The 16266-nt window shown below is 72.2% G+C and carries 14 protein-coding genes; 8 read left to right on the top strand and 6 right to left on the bottom strand.

The annotated features are described in order from the left end of the window. On the top strand, window positions 1-1063 hold a 1063-nt coding region (locus K7G61_RS33495; RefSeq protein WP_225850915.1), incomplete at its 5' end, for a cbb3-type cytochrome c oxidase subunit I. Window positions 1064-1109: 46 nt separating this feature from the next. Further along, window positions 1110-1442, top strand: coding sequence for a hypothetical protein (locus K7G61_RS33490; protein ID WP_225850914.1), 333 nt, complete (start codon window positions 1110-1112; stop codon window positions 1440-1442). A gap of 49 nt (window positions 1443-1491) precedes the next feature. On the opposite strand, the gene K7G61_RS33485 is transcribed toward K7G61_RS33490, so the two are convergent. Further along, a complete protein-coding gene (locus K7G61_RS33485) occupies window positions 1492-2334 on the bottom strand; it encodes a PaaX family transcriptional regulator C-terminal domain-containing protein (protein WP_225850913.1) in 843 nt (280 codons plus the stop codon). A 149-nt stretch (window positions 2335-2483) separates the two neighbouring features. On the opposite strand from K7G61_RS33485, the gene K7G61_RS33480 reads away from it, so the two are divergent. Next, window positions 2484-3935 (top strand): PHB depolymerase family esterase, encoded by a 1452-nt coding sequence (locus K7G61_RS33480; protein ID WP_225850912.1) that lies wholly within the window; start codon window positions 2484-2486, stop codon window positions 3933-3935. Between the two features lie 60 nt (window positions 3936-3995). Here the strand turns inward: K7G61_RS33480 and K7G61_RS33475 are convergent, their stop codons facing one another. Beyond that, window positions 3996-5132, bottom strand: a complete 1137-nt coding sequence (locus K7G61_RS33475; RefSeq protein WP_225850911.1) for a serine hydrolase — start codon at window positions 5130-5132, stop codon at window positions 3996-3998. Between the two features lie 188 nt (window positions 5133-5320). Between K7G61_RS33475 and K7G61_RS33470 the strand changes: the two genes are divergently transcribed. Together K7G61_RS33470 and K7G61_RS33465 are read left to right on the top strand one after the other, a co-directional pair. After that, entirely contained in the window at window positions 5321-5674 is a 354-nt protein-coding gene (locus K7G61_RS33470; protein ID WP_225850910.1) for a VOC family protein, read from the top strand. A gap of 203 nt (window positions 5675-5877) precedes the next feature. Next, a complete protein-coding gene (locus K7G61_RS33465) occupies window positions 5878-6975 on the top strand; it encodes a glycosyl hydrolase family 5 (protein WP_225850909.1) in 1098 nt (365 codons plus the stop codon). 135 nt (window positions 6976-7110) lie between these two features. On the opposite strand, the gene K7G61_RS33460 is transcribed toward K7G61_RS33465, so the two are convergent. The 3 genes from K7G61_RS33460 to K7G61_RS33450 form a co-directional block, all read right to left on the bottom strand. Then, window positions 7111-7857, bottom strand: coding sequence for an alpha/beta hydrolase (locus K7G61_RS33460; protein ID WP_225850908.1), 747 nt, complete (start codon window positions 7855-7857; stop codon window positions 7111-7113). Window positions 7858-8049: 192 nt separating this feature from the next. Beyond that, entirely contained in the window at window positions 8050-8454 is a 405-nt protein-coding gene (locus K7G61_RS33455) for a hypothetical protein (protein ID WP_225850907.1), read from the bottom strand. Window positions 8455-8624: 170 nt separating this feature from the next. Next, entirely contained in the window at window positions 8625-9497 is an 873-nt protein-coding gene (locus K7G61_RS33450; RefSeq protein WP_225850906.1) for a helix-turn-helix transcriptional regulator, read from the bottom strand. 183 nt (window positions 9498-9680) lie between these two features. Between K7G61_RS33450 and K7G61_RS33445 the strand changes: the two genes are divergently transcribed. After that, window positions 9681-10478 (top strand): SDR family oxidoreductase, encoded by a 798-nt coding sequence (locus tag K7G61_RS33445; RefSeq protein WP_225850905.1) that lies wholly within the window; start codon window positions 9681-9683, stop codon window positions 10476-10478. Between the two features lie 246 nt (window positions 10479-10724). Continuing rightward, window positions 10725-11369, top strand: coding sequence for a DsbA family oxidoreductase (locus K7G61_RS33440; RefSeq protein ID WP_225850904.1), 645 nt, complete (start codon window positions 10725-10727; stop codon window positions 11367-11369). Between the two features lie 103 nt (window positions 11370-11472). Here the strand turns inward: K7G61_RS33440 and K7G61_RS33435 are convergent, their stop codons facing one another. Beyond that, window positions 11473-12474 carry a DUF2690 domain-containing protein gene (locus K7G61_RS33435; protein ID WP_225850903.1) on the bottom strand — a complete coding sequence of 334 codons (1002 nt, stop codon included), beginning with the start codon at window positions 12472-12474 and terminating at the stop codon, window positions 11473-11475. A 305-nt stretch (window positions 12475-12779) separates the two neighbouring features. On the opposite strand from K7G61_RS33435, the gene K7G61_RS33430 reads away from it, so the two are divergent. Beyond that, a complete protein-coding gene (locus tag K7G61_RS33430) occupies window positions 12780-16232 on the top strand; it encodes a LamG-like jellyroll fold domain-containing protein (RefSeq protein WP_225850902.1) in 3453 nt (1150 codons plus the stop codon). Window positions 16233-16266 lie beyond the last annotated feature (34 nt).

Raw genomic sequence — 16266 nt, 5'->3', positions numbered from 1 at the left:
ACTGCTGGCCTTCCCAGTGCTGGCCGCCGCCCTGCTGTGCCTGGAGGCGGACCGCAAGTTCGGGGCGCACGTCTTCGACGGCGCCAACGGCGGTCCGATCCTGTGGCAGCACCTCTTCTGGTTCTTCGGCCATCCCGAGGTGTACATCATCGCCCTGCCGTTCTTCGGCATCATCTCCGAGGTCATCCCGGTCTTCGCCCGCAAGCCGATGTTCGGCTACATCGGTCTGATCGGCGCGACCATCGCGATCGCCGGCCTGTCGGTGACCGTGTGGGCGCACCACATGTACGTCACGGGTTCGGTGCTGCTGCCGTTCTTCTCCTTCATGACCTTCCTGATCGCGGTGCCGACCGGGGTGAAGTTCTTCAACTGGATCGGCACGATGTGGAGGGGCTCGCTGAGTTTCGAGACGCCGCTGCTGTGGGCGGCCGGCTTCCTCGTCACGTTTCTGTTCGGTGGTCTGACCGGTGTCATCCTCGCGGCGCCGCCGCTGGACTTCCACGTCTCGGACTCCTACTTCGTGGTGGCGCACTTCCACTACGTGGTGTTCGGCACCGTGGTGTTCGCGATGTTCGCCGGCTTCCACTTCTGGTGGCCGAAGATGACCGGCAAGATGCTCGACGAGCGGCTGGGCAAGATCACCTTCTGGACGCTGTTCTTCGGCTTCCACGGCACGTTCCTGGTCCAGCACTGGCTCGGCGTCGAGGGCATGCCCCGCCGCTACGCCGACTACCTGGCCGCCGACGGCTTCACCACCCTGAACACGATCTCCAGCATCAGCTCCTTCCTGCTGGGCCTGTCGATGCTGCCGTTCCTCTACAACGTGTGGAAGACGGCGAAGTACGGCAGGAGGGTCGAGGTGGACGACCCGTGGGGCTACGGCCGCTCGCTGGAGTGGGCCACCTCGTGCCCGCCGCCGCGGCACAACTTCCTCACGCTGCCCCGTATCCGCTCCGAATCGCCGGCCTTCGACCTGCACCACCCCGACATCGCCACCGTGGAGGCGCTGTCCACCCGCCCCGACCTGTCGAGGACCATCGCCCCCGGCGACAGGCACAAATGAGCGGGATCCGAGCACACGCCCAGGGCGCACCGCCATGCACCGGGACATGAACGGCGACCACGGCCCGTGGCACGTCGAGGTCGAGGGGTACCTGATGTGGCACGCGGAAGTGGTGCGCGCCCAGCGTCAGGCCCGTGCCTTCACCGAGCAGTTGCCCTGGCTCACCACCGCCCAGCGCGAGGAGATCGAGCGGGTCTACCTCGCCGACCGCACGGCCGCCTCGCGGGTGATGCTGGAGCGCATCCGCGATCGCGCGGTCGAGCTGCGCCACGAGTACTCGGCGCGCTACCTGCGGGTGAAACTGCGGTGCCTGGCGGCGACGGTCGTCAGCACCTGCCTCGTCCTCGCGGCCGGCGCGTCCGTCCTCCTGGTGCGGTGACGTCCGCGCCGGCTGCCGCCGCGGCGACGTCCCCGCCGGGCGACCGCCCTCACCCGATGTCGACGGTGTCCAGGATTCCGGCGGCGTGCGCCCGGGCCGGCTCCTCGCAGCGCAGCGCCAGCCGCTGGAACAGGCGCTCGGCCCGGACCGCCGGCCAGTCCGCCGGGAGGTGCTCGGCCGGCAGGTGCGGGTCCCGGCGTACGACGTCGAGCCAGTCGGTGTGCAGCAGCAACTGCTGGGCCAGGGCGTCCTCCTCGATGCCGGCCGCGGCCTCCCGCGTGTCCCAGCGGGCCAGGAACGCCTCGTGGCGGCTGACGATGGCCGGTATGTCGTAGGCCGCTGCCACCAGCGGGCCGGCCTCCGTGGGCGCGACCACGCAGCCCTGGAAGGCCTTGATGTGGGCGTCCAGGCCCAGCCCTTCGATCAGCGCGGCCACGTCCACCCGCCTGGGCGCGGCCCACATGCCGCTCTGCAGCAGCCCGAAGCCGCCCCACAGCAGCCGGGAGCGCAGGTCGTGCCGCTCGCTGCGCCAGGCGTCGGGAAACGAGTAGCCGACCACCGTCCAGGTGCCGTCCCAGTCCCGGTTGAGCACGCCCGTCTCCCAGATGCGCTCCTGGCCGTCCTTGAGCACCTTGGCCGAGCGGGCGGTGAGCCCGAAGTACGTCTTGCGGCCGCGCCGGTGGCGTTCCAGCAGGCCGCGCCGGACCATCCGGGTCAGCGTGGAGCGTACGGCCTCCTCACTGACGCCGACGCGCCCCAGCACGTCGATCACGCCGGCCGACGACACGGCGGTGTTCCGGCCCAGTACGTGGATGCCGAAGAAGCTCAGCAGCAGTGACTGGGGGCGGGGAGCCGCCCCCGCCTCGATGTCGCTCGCGGATGCGCTGGTCACGGGGAAAGCGTAGGCGGGCCGCACCCCGGGCGGGCCGCAGGGGCCGGGCCGGGCGTAGGTGTCCTCCGCGAAAGCTCGTCACATTATTGACGACAGTCGCACGAACGCCTAACTTCGTTTCCGTGGCGGGCAGTCAATGAGGAGGCAGCATGACGCGAATCAGAGCCGCGCTCGCCGCGCTCGTCACCACCTTGCTGATCACCGTGGGCGCCGTGATCGCCATTCCGTCGTCGGCGTCGGCCGCGTCGCTGGTCGCGGTTCCCGATTTCGGGTCGAATCCCGGCAATCTGCAGATGTACATCTACGTCCCGGATTCCGTCCGCGCCAACCCGGCGATCGTGGTGGCCATGCACCCCTGTGGCGGCAGCGGCCCTGGCTTCTACCAGTCCAGCGAGTTCAAGTCGCTGGCCGATCAGTACGGCTTCATCGTGATCTACCCGACCGCGACCAAGCAGACGGCCATGAGCAACTGCTTCGACGTGTGGTCGCAGGAGTCCAAGACCCACAACGGCGGCAGTGACCCCTCCTCGATCGTCTCGATGGTCACCTACACCGAGCAGCACTACGGCGGCGATCCGCACCGGGTCTACGCCACCGGCAGTTCCTCCGGCGGCCAGGAGACCAACGCCCTGCTCGCCGACTACCCGGACGTGTTCGCCGCCGGGTCGGTGTTCATGGGCGTGCCCTTCACCTGCTTCGCCGACGCCGCGGACTTCCCGCCGAGCACCAGCAAGTGCGTCAACGGGCACATGGACAAGACGCCGCAGGAGTGGGGCGACGCCGTACGCCAGGCCTACCCGGGCTACTCCGGTCCCCGGCCCCGCGTACAGCTCTGGCACGGCACGGCGGATCCCCTCGTGCCCTACCAGCTGCTCCAGGAAGAGGTCGACCAGTGGACGAACGTCTTCGGCCTGAGCCAGACCCCGACCTCGACCGACCAGGTGCAGTCGGGCTGGGACCGGCGTAGCTTCGCCAACGCGGCCGGCACCGTGGAGGTCGAGGCGATCAGCGTCGAGGGCGCGGGCCACGTCCTGCCCACCACCGGCATGGCGGCCAAGGCCATCCACTTCTTCGGCCTCGACGGCTCCGGCACCACCACGACCGGCGGTACGAGTACGGGTGGGACGACCACGGGCGGCACCACGACCGGCGGGACCACCACCGGCGGAACGACCACGGGCGGCACCATCACCGGCGGGACCACCACGGGTGGCACCACCACCGGCGGAACGACCACCGGTGGGACCACGACCGGTGGGACCACGACCGGCGGGACCGGCGGCGGCGGTTGCAAGGTCACGTACGACACCAACTCGTGGTCCAACGGCTTCACGGCGAACGTGACGGTGGCCAACACCGGCTCCGCCGCGGTCAACGGCTGGAAGGTCGCCTTCACCCTCCCGTCCGGCCAGACCGTGACGAACGCCTGGAATGCCACCATCAGCCCGTCCTCCGGGGCCGTGGTCGCCACGAACGTCTCGTACAACCCGCAGATCCCGGTGGCCGGCAGCCAGAGCTTCGGCTTCCAGGGGACCTATTCCGGTTCCTTCGCCAAACCGTCCTCGTTCTCCCTGAACGGCGCGGCCTGCACGGTCGGCTGACGATCCGAAACCGCACACCCGTGCGGGCGGCCCGGACGGTCCTCCGGGCGGCCCGCACGGTCAGGCGTTCGCGGCCTGGGTCCAGAAGTCGCGCATCCACTCCGGCGGGACGGGGCCGGCCAGGCCGCGGGTGGTGAACAGGACGGTGACGGTGCCGGTGGCCGGGACGACGTGGGCGGCGGTGCCGGTGCCGCCCACCCACCCGTAACGGCCGGGGCTGTTCCAGGGCTCCGCGGAGGTGATGTCGACCGATCCGCCGTAACCCCAGCCCTGGCCCTGCAGGAAGAGGGAGCCCTCCTCACGCTGGGCCGCGCTCAGGTGATCGGTCGTCATCAGCCGCACGGACCGCGGGGACAGCACGCTGCCGCCGCCGGCCAGGAGCATGCGGCCGAAGGCGAGCCAGTCCGCGGCGGTGGAGACCAGGCCGCCCGCGCCGGAGGGGAAGGCGGGCGGGGTGGACCAGTTCCCGTCCGGGCCGTCGGCGAGGGTCAGGGCGCCGTCGGGGCTCACCGTGTAATAAGGGGTGAGGCGGTGGCGCGCGCCGTCCGGTACGTGAAAGCCGGTGTCGGTCATCCCGAGCGGCTCGAAGATCCGCTCGGCCATGAACTCCGGCAGCGGGCGCCCCGCGGCCCGTGCGACCAGCACGCCCTGCAGGTCGGAGCTGGTGTTGTACAGGAACGCCGACCCGGGCGCGCGCAGCATCGGAATGCCGGCGAGCGAGGCCGCCCACTCGTCGGGGGTCGCCGTCGACCGCGGCCCTCCGCCGTAGACGGCGACGTCCGCGAACAGCGGCTGAACGGCGGGCGCGGTGAAGTCCGCCCCGAAACCCCAGCCCGAGCGCGAGGTCAGGACGTCCTCGACGGTGACCGGGCGGGCGGCCGGCACCACGTCGTCGACCGGACTCGCCGGGGTGCGTACGACCACCGGGGAGGCCAGCTCGGGCAGCCAGCGCGCGATCGGGTCGTCCAGCGCGAGCACGCCGTCGTCGACCAGCGCCAGCACGGCGGCCGCGGTCACCGGCTTGGTCACCGAGGACAGCCGGAACAGGGCGTCGGCCTCCATCGGCGCCGTGCCCCCGGCTTCCATCGTCCCGACGGCCGCGATCTCCACCTCCCCGCCGCGGTCGACCAGCGCCACCGCCCCGGGGAAGACCCCCTCGGCGACGTACTTCTCCAGCAGTGCGGTCAGGACGCTCATCGGATTGGCCTTTCCTCGTCAGTGGTGGTCAGTTGCGGTCGCTTGCGGGTTCGGTACGTAGACCGGCGGTCGGCCGGGAACTCATCGGTGCCCGCACCGCGAATCCGCGCACGCCGTCGCGCCGTCGCGCTGGTGGCCGGTCGCACGTCGCAGCCAGGACCCGGGCCGGCCCCGGCTAAGCTCGGGGGATGGCTTTGGAATGGGAACAGGTAGTCGTCCACTCGCTGGATCCGGCGGGCTTGGGGCAGTGGTGGGCCGAGGCACTGGGCTGGGTCGTGGTCCACTCCTCCGACGACGAGTTCGAGATCCGCCCGGAGCCGGATCGCCTGCCGGGGGTGGACTTCGTCCGGATCGACGAGGCCAAGAAGGCCAAGAGCCGACTGCATCTGGACTTCAGGCCCGACGACCAGGACGCCGAGGTGGCACGCCTGGTTGCGCACGGCGCACGGCGGGTCGACATCGGCCAGGGGGAGCAGCCGTGGGTCGTCCTGGCCGACCCCGAGGGCAACGAGTTCTGCGTCCTCGCCGAGCGGAGCCACTGACGCCCGCGCCCGCATCCGTGACACGGGTGCGGGCGGGTACCGCCACGGCCCTTGCCAGGCCCTTCACCCCTGCTTACCTTGCCTGTATGGGAGCGCTCCCATGATGCAACCCGTTCGTGCCGGGAACGGCGCCGCGCACCCGGATTCCGCTCCCGCATCCGCGCTTGCTCACCCGCCCACTGCATGCTGTCGAAGGAACGAGCATGAAGTCGTTATGGCAAGCCCGTAAGTCCACGCCCAAGGCCGTACTGACGATCCTCGCCGCCCTTGTCGCGGCTGTCGGCGGTCTGATCGCCCTGAGCCCGTCGCCGGCCGTGCAGGCGGCCACCATCCAGACCTGCGACCCGCACGGTACGGTCGTTATCGACACGTATGTCGTCAAGAACAACGTGCTGAGCCCTGACGACACTCAGTGCATCCTGGTCGGCGACACCCCCTGGCACGGTTTCTACGTCACCCAGTCCTCCGCCGGCTCCGTCCCCACAGACGGGCCGCCCAAGGCCTCACCGTTCATCTTCGTCGGCTGCTACGAGGGCGTCTGCTCGCCCGGCACCAACCTGCCCAAGCGGCTCGACACGATCGGCCTTACGTTCAGCGGCGTCCTTTTCGGCGACGTCAACGACGCCACGGTCGCCGCCTACCGCTTGTGGATCGACCCGGCACCTCGCACGAGCGGTGTCGACAAGACCGAGATCGAGGCGTGGTTCGAGCACGGCAGCGCCGTCCGTCCGGCCGGCTCCAAAGTCGGTACCGTCAGCCTGGTCGGCCTGTCCTGGGACGTGTGGGTGGGCAGCCACGGCGGCCACCACGTGATCACCTTCGTCTCGTCCCGGCCCATCCGCGACTGGGTCTTCGATCCGACGCAGTTCCTGAAGGAGACGGTCAACCGCGGCTTGGCCCGCGCGAACTGGTACCTGACCCGCCTGCAAGCCGGCCTCGACATCTGGAAGGACGGCCAGTACACGGCCGTGGACTGCTTCTGGGCCGACGTGACGGATGGGGCCGGATCGACCTCGGGCGGTGCCAGCAGCACCGATGGCTTCACCGACGGCACCACGGACTACGACTACCAGCCCTACTGCGGTCCGACGACCACCCCGTCGGGCGGAACCACGGTGGGCGGGACCGTCGCGGGCGGAACCACCTCAGGTGGGACCACGGTGGGCGGGACCGACGTGGGCGGGACCACCTCAGGCGGGACCACGTCCGGCGGAACCACCTCAGGCGGGACCACGTCCGGCGGAACCACCTCAGGCGGGACCACGTCCGGCGGGACCACCTCAGGCGGAGCGCTGCTCTGACGGCTCCCGGACGGGACCGTGGGCCCCTGCCGACGACGCGGCAGGGGCCCACGGCTCACGCGGCACGCGTGGGAGGCGTGGGAGGCGTCGGGGTCGGCGCGGCTCATTGTCCGCCGCCGGCCCGTCGGCCCGACCTCACTTCAGGTGCCGGGCGAAGAACTGGACCGCGTCCTCTCCCGCGGATCCGGGGACGCCGGTGTGGCCTCCCATGTGGGCGTGCAGCGACTTGTCCTTGGAGCCGAAGGCGTCGAACAGGTCCAGGGCCGCCTGCCGGTCGTTGCCCTCGTCGTCCCACTGCAGCAGGACGTGCAGCGGAACGGTGACCTGCCGGGCCTCCTCGAAGACGGCGCGGGGCACGAGGCTGCCGGCGAAGAGACCGGCGGCCGCGATGCGCGGCTCGGTCACCGCCAGGCGGATGCCGAGGGAGATCACTCCGCCCGAGTATCCGACGGGGCCGCCGATCCCGGGCAGCGCGAGGAGGGCGTCCAGGGCCGACCGCCATTCCGGGACCGACCTCTCGACGAGGGGCAGGATGAGCGCGTCGACGGTCTCGTCGCCGACCGGCTCGCCCGCCTGCATGGTCCGGCGCAGGTCGGCGCGGGCCTGCTCGATGGCGGGCCAGCGGGGCCGGTCGCCGCTTCCGGGCAGCTCGATGGTGGCGGCGGCGAAACCGTGCGCCGCCGCCTGCCGGGCCCGCCCGGCCAGCCGGGGGTACATCCTCGACAGTCCGAGCGGGGGGTGGCCGAGCAGGATCAGCGGTACGGGTGCGGACGCGGACGCCGACGCGGGCGTCCACAGGATGCCGGGGATCTCGCCGAGGTCGAATCGGCGTTCGAGGACGCCGTCGTCGAGGCGCTGCTCGGAAGTGACGTGAAGGGCCATGGTCGTGCCTTTCGGGAGTGCGATGAACGGCGCTCCCGGACGACCTACCGCCCGACCGTGACCCCGGAGGGGAGCACCCATGTCGATACTGCGTTCACGGGTACCACCTCCTCGATGTCTCGCACGGCCTGGCGGAAATGTAGCAGCGGCCGCCCCCGTCCGCCCAACGGTTTTCGCCCCTCGCGCTCCCGCTCACAGCGGGTCCGGCAGCGGGCCGAGGCGGTCGGCGACGCGCTCGCGCAGCAGCAGGTACTCCTCCCAGCGGCGGGAGATCGGGCCTGGTGGGCGCTTGACGACGCGGGCGCCCGTGACGGTCTGTCCGCGCCGGAACTGCTCGCTCGTCAGGTCGAGTTCGACCCCGCTGGGCAGCCGGTTCCAGTAGTGGAAACCCTGCTGGACCCCGTCGAGGTACACCTCGCCCAGCATGAGGTCGCCGCCGAAGACGTCGTTGACGATCAAGGCCGTGAGGTCGCAGTGGCCCCAGGCCGGGTTGTCCGGTGTCCAGGGGGCGCGGGCGAGGTCGTCGGGTGAGCAGGTGTCGGCCGCCCAGCCGGCCCACAGGGCTTGGTCGAGATCGCGCAGGGTCCAAGGCATCATGCCGCCGAGCGTCCCACCTCGCACTGACAACGCCGGTTCCCATGCGCTCCGCGCCGCCCCGCTCGGCCGGGCCCCGCCGCCGCAAAGGCGGAGCCTGGGACTCGGCCGCGGCCCGGGCCGCCGGGGTCCGGGCCGCCGGAGCCGCTGACGGCCGGCCGCTCCCGTACGGCTCAGATTCCCGGCCCCGCGCCGGCCTGAGGGGGTTCGAGGGGGGCGGCGTCCCAGCTGCTCAGGATGCGCAGGGACTCGGCCGTGGCTGTGCCCGGCGCCGGGATGTAGACGCACAGGGTCTGGTTGTCGTCGCCGGGCGGCTGCAGCGACTCGTACGAGAAGTGCAGGTCGCCCACGAGGGGGTGCCGGTAGTGCTTGGAACCGTGGGTGCGCCGCTGCACATGGTGGTCGTTCCACCACCTGCTGAACTCCGGTGATTTGAGCGTCAGTTCACCGATCAGGCCGGCCAGCCGCCGGTCCTGCGGGCAGCGGCCCGCCTCCAGGCGCAGCATGGCCACGGTCTCGCACGCGATCTGCTCCCAGTCGCCGGTGCGCTCACGGGCCTCGGGGTCGAGCAGGAAGTAGCGGGCGAGGTTGCGCTGCGGGACGGGCAGCGCCTCGAAGTCCGTCAGGACGGCGCGGGCGAGGCGGTTGGAGGCGAGGACGTCGGTACGCCGGCCGAGGATGAACGCGGGCACGTGGTCCAGGGTCCGGAGCATCAGGTGCAGACCCTGCCGGACCCGCTGCGGGGCGACCGGTGCCCGCCGCCCGCCCGGGCGGGCCAGGAGGTTGGTCAGGTGCTCGCGTTCGGCGGCGTCCAGCCGCAGGGCGCGGGTCAGGCCGTCGACGACCTCGGGCGAGGGGTGTGCGGCCCGGCCCTGCTCCAGCCGCGTGTAGTACTCGGTGCTCACGCCGGCGAGACGGGCGGCCTCCTCGCGGCGCAGGCCCGGCACGCGGCGGACCCGTCCGTCGGCGGGCAGCCCGGCCGACTCGGGGCTGACCCGCGCGCGGCGGTTGCGCAGGAAGTCGGCGATCTCGCTGCTGCGGTCCATACACCCAGTCTGGACCGCCCGCCCACGGGCCGCCCGGCGCTGGGTGGCCCTGCCGGTACCTGCCTCGGCAGGGCCACTTCCGGGCCCTCCGGCCCGGTCCCGCGGTGGTCTGCTGGGTAGCGGGACCGCGGACGTGCGGGTCCCTGCCCCTCACCCCACTCGTCTTCCGGAAGGTACGAACCCATGAGCACTGAGACCCCCGCCTCGGCCGCCTCGGCGTCCGGCAGGCCCCTGGACGGCCGCGTGGCCGTCGTCACGGGCGCCTCCAGCGGCATCGGCGAGGCGTCGGCCGAGCACCTGGCGTCGCTGGGCGCCAAGGTCGCCGTGCTGGCGCGGCGCGCGGAGCGGCTGGACGACCTGGTCGCGCGTATCGGCGCGAGCGGCGGCACGGCCGTGGCGATCGCCGTCGACGTGACCGACGCCACCGCGGTACGGGCCGCGGCCGACCGCGTGGAGAGCGAGCTGGGCGGCGCGGACCTGCTCCTCAACAACGCCGGCGTGATGCTGCCCGCGCCCGTCGAGGAGCTGCGCGCCGACCAGTGGCAGCGCCAGATCGACCTGAACGTCTCGGGGCTGATGAACGTCATCGGCGCCTTCACCCCGCAGCTGGTGCGGGCCGCCGGCGAGCGCGGCGTGGCCGACCTGATCAACACCTCCTCCAGCGCCGCGCGGAACCTCTACCCGACCTTCGCCGTCTACGCCGCCACCAAGGCGTTCGTCTCGCACCTGTCGAAGCACCTGCGGGTCGAGCTGGGCCCGAAGGGCGTGCGGGTCGCCGCGATCGAGCCCGGGATCGTGGGTACGGAGCTGCAGGACCACGTCACCGACACCGGCGCCCGCGCCTGGCTGGAGGGCTCGAAGGAGACCATCGACTGGCTCGTGCCGGACGACATCGCGCGGACGGTCGGCTTCATCGCCTCCCTGCCGCTGCGGGTCAACCTCCCGCAGGTCTTCATCATGCCGACGGCCCAGCCGAGCTGACACCGGACCGCCGGGCGTCGCGGAGCCGCCGCCACGTCGTACGGGTCACATCACGGCGCGGATAGCCAACCGGTCGTCTATTCTGAACACGGCCGCCCCCCGGGGCGGCCGTGTCCGGGCGTCACCGCGGGGGAGGACGCTCCGGGCGCCCGTACCAGCCGAACCACCAGAACAACCAGAACCACCACGCGGCCCGTCCTCCGGTCCCGCGGTGCCGCGAACCGGAAGACAAGGGAGAGACCAGTCATGCGCGTCGAGATATGGACGGACATCGCCTGCCCGTGGTGCTACGTGGGCCGGGCCGCCTTCGCCAAGGGCCTCGCCGCCTTCGCGCACCGCGACGAGGTGGAGGTCGTGGAGCGCTCGTACGAGCTGAACCCCGACGCGAAGAACGGCAACTCCTCGTACGTCGACGTGGTCGCACGGCAGTACGGGCGCACCCACGCGCAGCAGCTCGCCCGCGAGGAGCAGGCCGCAGCCCTGGCGCGCGAGGCGGGCCTGGACTTCCTCGTCGGCGCGCGCCTGTTCGGCAACACCTTCGACGTCCACCGCCTCATCCACTTCGCGAAGACCAGGGGCGTGGGGGACGAGCTGCGGGACCTCGCGTTCCGCGCGAACTTCGGCGAGGAGCGGTCCGTCTACGACCGGGGGACCCAGATCGACCTGGGCCTCGCCGTGGGCCTGGACGAGGCCGAGGTCGTGGCGGTCCTCGACGACCCGAAGGCGTACGCCGACGAGGTGCGGGCCGATGAGCGGGAGGCCGCGGAACTCGGCGCCGGCGGCGTGCCGTTCTTCGTACTCGACCGGCGCTACGGTTTCAGCGGCGTGCAGCCGGCCGACGCCTACACGCGGGCGCTGGAGCAGGCCTGGGCCGGCCGGTCGCAGGCGTAGCGGCGCCCTTCGCCGGGCCGGAGGCCGGAGCGAGTCGGCCGGCCCCCCGCCCGCCGCCGCTCCCGCCCGGGACGGACGAGCCGCGGCAGATGTGCCGAGCGCCTCAGGGTGAGGCCTTGCCGGCGAGGGCGGGCAGGCAGGGTGTCTGCCCCTGAGCGGTCATGTTCTCGTTGGTGATGTCGATGCGGGCCTCGGCGACGACGCATCCGAGCCCGGTCAGCAGGAGTCCGGAGAAGGCGTTGTCGATGTGGCCCATCTTCCACGTCTGCTCGGTGGTGTCGGCGGGGCGCAGGGCGGTGACGGTGACGGCGCCGGCCGTGCTGTCCTTGAGGTCGGTGTCGATGACCGGGGCAGGGTCGAAACGGGCCCAGGCACCCGCGCAGCGCGGCGAGTAACGCAAGGTCACCCGGCCCACCAGTGTTCCCCTGGACAGATGCTGGCCCCGCAGGGTGAGGGGGGCCTGGAGGCGCAGGGGTGCGGTTGCCAGGTTCGTGACGTCCCGGTTGCACCCGACCGCCTGCGGGTCGGTCCCGTCGGACACGGGAAGCGCGGCAGGGCCGGCGGAGCCGGCGCCGTGGGAGCGGCCCGCCTGCCACGCGTAGCCCCCTCCCGCGGCGGCTGCCACCAGCACGGTGACGGCGATCGGCTTCCACCAGCGCGGGAACCGCGCCCTTTTCGGCTCCGGCGGCGGATCCGAGTCCCGGTCCGAGTCCCAGTCCGAGTCCGGCGGTGTCCGGGCACGGCCCGTCACGATGGTGGCCGGCGGGCGGCTGTCAAGAATGTCCACCACACCGGGCTGCCGCCTGACCAGTGCCGTGCCCGGGGCACGGCGGCACGCCTCCGCCTCCGCGGCGGCCTGCTCCCAGCGTTCCTCCCAGTAGGCCCAGTCCCCCTTGCAGGCCCGCACGAATTCCCTGGTCACGTTCTTCGACGGCAGGTGCCGTCCGGCCGCTGCCGCGGCCAGGGCGCTCTTGGCCACCGAACACCGTCGCGCCATCTTCCAGAACGGCTGGTCGCCCGCGAGCGCGCGCAGCGCCCGCAGTTCACAGGCGAACCGCTCCACCGGACCGTCGTCCGGCGACAGCGGACGCATCCCCCGGCCCATCCGCCCACCCCTTGGTCCCTCGTCGTCCGGACAAAGACCGTCATCCGATTGTCCACGGAACTTCCCGCTGGACAATCCCGCGTCTACACCTGGGTCGGACGTTCGCCGGATGCCGGAGAGCGGCGGGAAACGCCTTCCCGGGCAGCCCCGGGCGGGAACACCGATTCCGCTCAACTGCGGTGAAGGAACAGCACTTTCGCGGCGTTCGCCGTCCGTGCACGAGACAGCCGCCGGCTCCACCGGTCTGCATCGTGACACCGCCCGGGCCCGGGCGGCCACTGCCGCCGGCAGGCAGCGGAACGGACATGGAGATCACCCTCGACGGCTGGAGTAGGCGCATGGTCACACTGTCTTTACCGGCGGCCCCGAGGCCGTTCCGGCGACCGCAAAGACCCCGCCCGGCACGGCCGGCGGGGCGCCGCGGCAGACGTCCGCTGCTGCGCGCCCTGCTGATCACGATCGGGCTGGTGCTCGGGGCGGCCTGCGTCCCGGTGGCCGAGGCCCACGACGCCCGCCGGACCGCGGCCGCGCAGGCGCCGCGGCACACCGACCGGGCGGGGGACGGGCTGACCCGCGCCGAGCGCCTGGCCTCCGCCGACGCCCACCGCAGCGGGCGCAGAGTCGAGGTCGGCGCCGGGCGCACCGCGACGCAGAGCGAGTACGCCGATCCGGACGGCACCTTCACCCGGCTGACCGCCCAGCGGCCGGTGCGCGTGCGGCAGGGCTCGGGCTGGGTGCCCGTGGACCCCTCGCTGGCCCGTGACGGACACGTGCTGCGGACGAAGGCCACCACTGACGCGCTGGCCGTCTCCGGCGGCGGCAGCGGCCCGCTGGCTGCATTGAGCGGGGAGGGGTGGCGCCTGTCGCTGTCCTGGCCGTACCCGCTGCCCGCGCCCGCGGTCGAGGGCGCCACCGCCACGTACCACGGCGTCCTGCCAGGGGTGGACCTGCGGGTCACGGCCGCCGACGAGGGCTTCGGCGAGCAGGTGGTCATCACCTCACGGCGGGCCGCCCGCGATCCGGCGCTGCGGCACATCACCTTCGGCCTGCACGTCAGCGGCGTGGACCTGCGACAGGACGCGCACGGCGGCCTGATCGGCACCGACCGCTCGGGGCAGCAGGTGTTCGCCTCACCGGCGCCCATGATGTGGGACGCGGCCGGCGGCCCCGGCGGCACCGCCCACCAGGCCCGGGTGGACGCCGCCCTGGCCGGCACGGTGCTGACCCTTCGTCCGGACCCGGCCTTCCTGTCGGCGCCGACCACCCGCTACCCGGTCGCCGTCGATCCGTCCTTCACCGGCTCCCGGCTCGCCTGGACCACCGTGGACGCCGCCTACCCGACCGTTCCCTACTACAACGGCGCGAACATGCCGGCCAACCCCAACGGGCAGGCCATGGTCGGCTATTCGGCCGAGGGCGGGGACCTGGGCCGGTCCTTCTTCCGGATGAACACCTCGACTGTGGCGGGCAAGCACATCCTGTCGGCGACGTTCCAGATCCTGGAGAAGTGGTCCTGGTCGTGCACGCCGGAGCCGGTGCAGCTGTGGCTGACCGGCGCCATCGGCTCCGGCACCGACTGGAACAACCAGCCTGCCTGGAGCACCAAGGTCGCCGAAGTCAGCACGGCCCACGGCAACGAAGGCGTCGGATGCTCCGACGGCAGCGTGGAGTTCAACGTCACCTCCATGGTGGCGCAGGCGGCGGCGAGCAAGTGGAGCAACACCACCGTCGGACTGCGGGCCGCCAACGAGTCCGACACCTACGGCTGGAAGCGGTTCGACACCAACCCGACGCTGGCCGTCACCTACAACTCCGTCCCCGACGCGCCGGCATCGCTGACGATCGACGGACACGCGTGCTCCTCGACCACCTTCGTGGGCAGCACGACCCCGACCATGCGCGCCTTCGTCAGCGACCCGGACGCGGGCACCTTGCTCAACGTGAGCCTGTACTGGGCCGCCACGGGCTCGGCGATCAGCGAGACCAACAAGGTGACGCAGAACTCGGTGGCCACCGGCTCCGCCGCGGTCAAGACCATCCCCGCCGGCAAGCTCGCCGACGGCGGCACCTACTACTTCCAGGTGCGCACCACCGACGGCACCGACACCTCACCGCTGTCCGCGCAGTGTGCCTTCCGTGTCGACACCAGCAGACCCGACAAGGCCGCCACGGTCACCTCCAGCGACTACCCGGAGTACGGGGCGCCCGGCGACGACGGCAACACCCACGGCGGGGTGGGACAGACCGGCTCCTTCACCTTCGGCGCGAACTCGGTCACCGATGTCGTGTCCTACCTCTACGGCTGGCAGGACCCGCCGACCACGAAGGTCAGCGCCCCCACTCCGGGCGCGAGCGTCACGCTCGGCCTCACCCCGCCGCCTCCCGGGCTGCTGACGGACCTGTACGTGCGCTCGGTCGACCAGGCGGGGAACATGTCCAACGTCACCGACTACCAGTTCCTGGCCGGCGGCCCGGCCGACCCGGCCGGCGCCTGGGACGCGGACGAGGGCAGCGGCACCACGCTGGCCGACGCCACCGCGGGCGGGCACACGCTGACCGCTGCCGGCGCCGCGACATGGACCGCCGCCCGCACCGGCGCCCCCACCGACCATGCCCTCCACCTGGACGGCTCGACCGGCTACGCGCAGAGCGACGCTCCCGTGGTCGACACCGGCAAGAGCTTCTCGGTGGCGGCCTGGGTCCGTCTGTCGCGGACCGACACCGGGGGCAAGTGGGTGACGGCCGTCAGCCAGAACGGCTCCTCGTTCAGCTCCTTCGTGCTCAGCTACAACGGCACCGGCTGGGCGTTCGCCGTGCACTCCGCCGACACCGACAACCCCGTCCACTACCGGCTGGTCGCGCCGGGCGCGGTGACCGCGGGGGTGTGGACGCACCTGGTCGGCGTCTACGACGCGGGAGCCGGGCAGATGTGGCTGTACGTCAACGGGTACCAGGCCGCCACCGCCACCGGGGTGAGCACCTTCGCCTCCACCGGCGGCCTCGACATCGGGCGTGCGCGCACCTCCTCGTCCTGGACCGACTGGTGGCCCGGCGACGTGGACGCCGTCAGGGTGTGGAACCGCGCCGTCTATCCCAAGGAGATCGAGTCCGCGGCGAACGCCACGACGCTGGCCGGCGCCTGGGATCTCGACGCCGACGGCACCGACGCCTCCGGCCACGGGCACCCGGTCGCGCCGGCCGGGACGGCCGCCTTCGGCCTCGACGACCGCGACGGCTCCAACGACATCTCCCTGGACGGCACCGGCACCGGCTGGGCCGAGACCACCGCCCCGGTCGTGCACACCGACCAGTCCTTCTCGGTGGCCGCCTGGGTCGAACTCGCCAGGACCGACACCGGCGGCAGGTTCGTGACGGCGGTCAGCCAGAACGACACCGCCTTCAGCTCCTTCGTCCTGACCTACAACGGCGGCCAGTGGGCGTTCGCGCTGCACGCCGCCAACCAGAACGACCCGGTGAAGTACCGCCTGGCCGCCCCCGGCCCCGTGACCGCGGGGGTGTGGACCCACCTGGCCGGCGTCTACGACGCGGGCCTGCACCAGATGCGGCTGTACGTCAACGGACAGTTGGCCGGGTCACTTTCCGGCGTGAGCGCGTTCGACTCCACCAAGACCCTCGACATCGGACGTGCCCGCGCCGGGTCCGCCTGGACCGACCCCTGGCCCGGCGACATCGACGGCGTCCGGGTCTACCTCGGCACGCTCGACGACCAGCAGATCGCCCAGCTGGCCGGCCAGTAGCACCCGGCGCACCAGCCGGCGGGGCGGGCGGCGC

The sequence above is a fragment of the Streptomyces sp. HPF1205 genome (assembly GCF_020400825.1).
Classification (GTDB): domain Bacteria; phylum Actinomycetota; class Actinomycetes; order Streptomycetales; family Streptomycetaceae; genus Actinacidiphila.
This window is presented reverse-complemented; position numbering and strand designations above follow the sequence as displayed.

Excerpts from the sequence above, each read along its gene's own strand:
- K7G61_RS33490 (WP_225850914.1), top strand. The coding sequence starts at position 1,110 with ATGAACGGCGACCACGGCCCGTGGCACGTCGAGGTCGAGGGGTACCTG.
- K7G61_RS33480 (WP_225850912.1), top strand. The coding sequence starts at position 2,484 with ATGACGCGAATCAGAGCCGCGCTCGCCGCGCTCGTCACCACCTTGCTG.
- K7G61_RS33475 (WP_225850911.1), bottom strand. The coding sequence starts at position 5,132 with ATGAGCGTCCTGACCGCACTGCTGGAGAAGTACGTCGCCGAGGGGGTC.
- K7G61_RS33470 (WP_225850910.1), top strand. The coding sequence starts at position 5,321 with ATGGCTTTGGAATGGGAACAGGTAGTCGTCCACTCGCTGGATCCGGCG.
- K7G61_RS33465 (WP_225850909.1), top strand. The coding sequence starts at position 5,878 with ATGAAGTCGTTATGGCAAGCCCGTAAGTCCACGCCCAAGGCCGTACTG.
- K7G61_RS33460 (WP_225850908.1), bottom strand. The coding sequence starts at position 7,857 with ATGGCCCTTCACGTCACTTCCGAGCAGCGCCTCGACGACGGCGTCCTC.
- K7G61_RS33455 (WP_225850907.1), bottom strand. The coding sequence starts at position 8,454 with ATGATGCCTTGGACCCTGCGCGATCTCGACCAAGCCCTGTGGGCCGGC.
- K7G61_RS33450 (WP_225850906.1), bottom strand. The coding sequence starts at position 9,497 with ATGGACCGCAGCAGCGAGATCGCCGACTTCCTGCGCAACCGCCGCGCG.
- K7G61_RS33445 (WP_225850905.1), top strand. The coding sequence starts at position 9,681 with ATGAGCACTGAGACCCCCGCCTCGGCCGCCTCGGCGTCCGGCAGGCCC.
- K7G61_RS33440 (WP_225850904.1), top strand. The coding sequence starts at position 10,725 with ATGCGCGTCGAGATATGGACGGACATCGCCTGCCCGTGGTGCTACGTG.
- K7G61_RS33435 (WP_225850903.1), bottom strand. The coding sequence starts at position 12,474 with ATGGGCCGGGGGATGCGTCCGCTGTCGCCGGACGACGGTCCGGTGGAG.
- K7G61_RS33430 (WP_225850902.1), top strand. The coding sequence starts at position 12,780 with ATGGAGATCACCCTCGACGGCTGGAGTAGGCGCATGGTCACACTGTCT.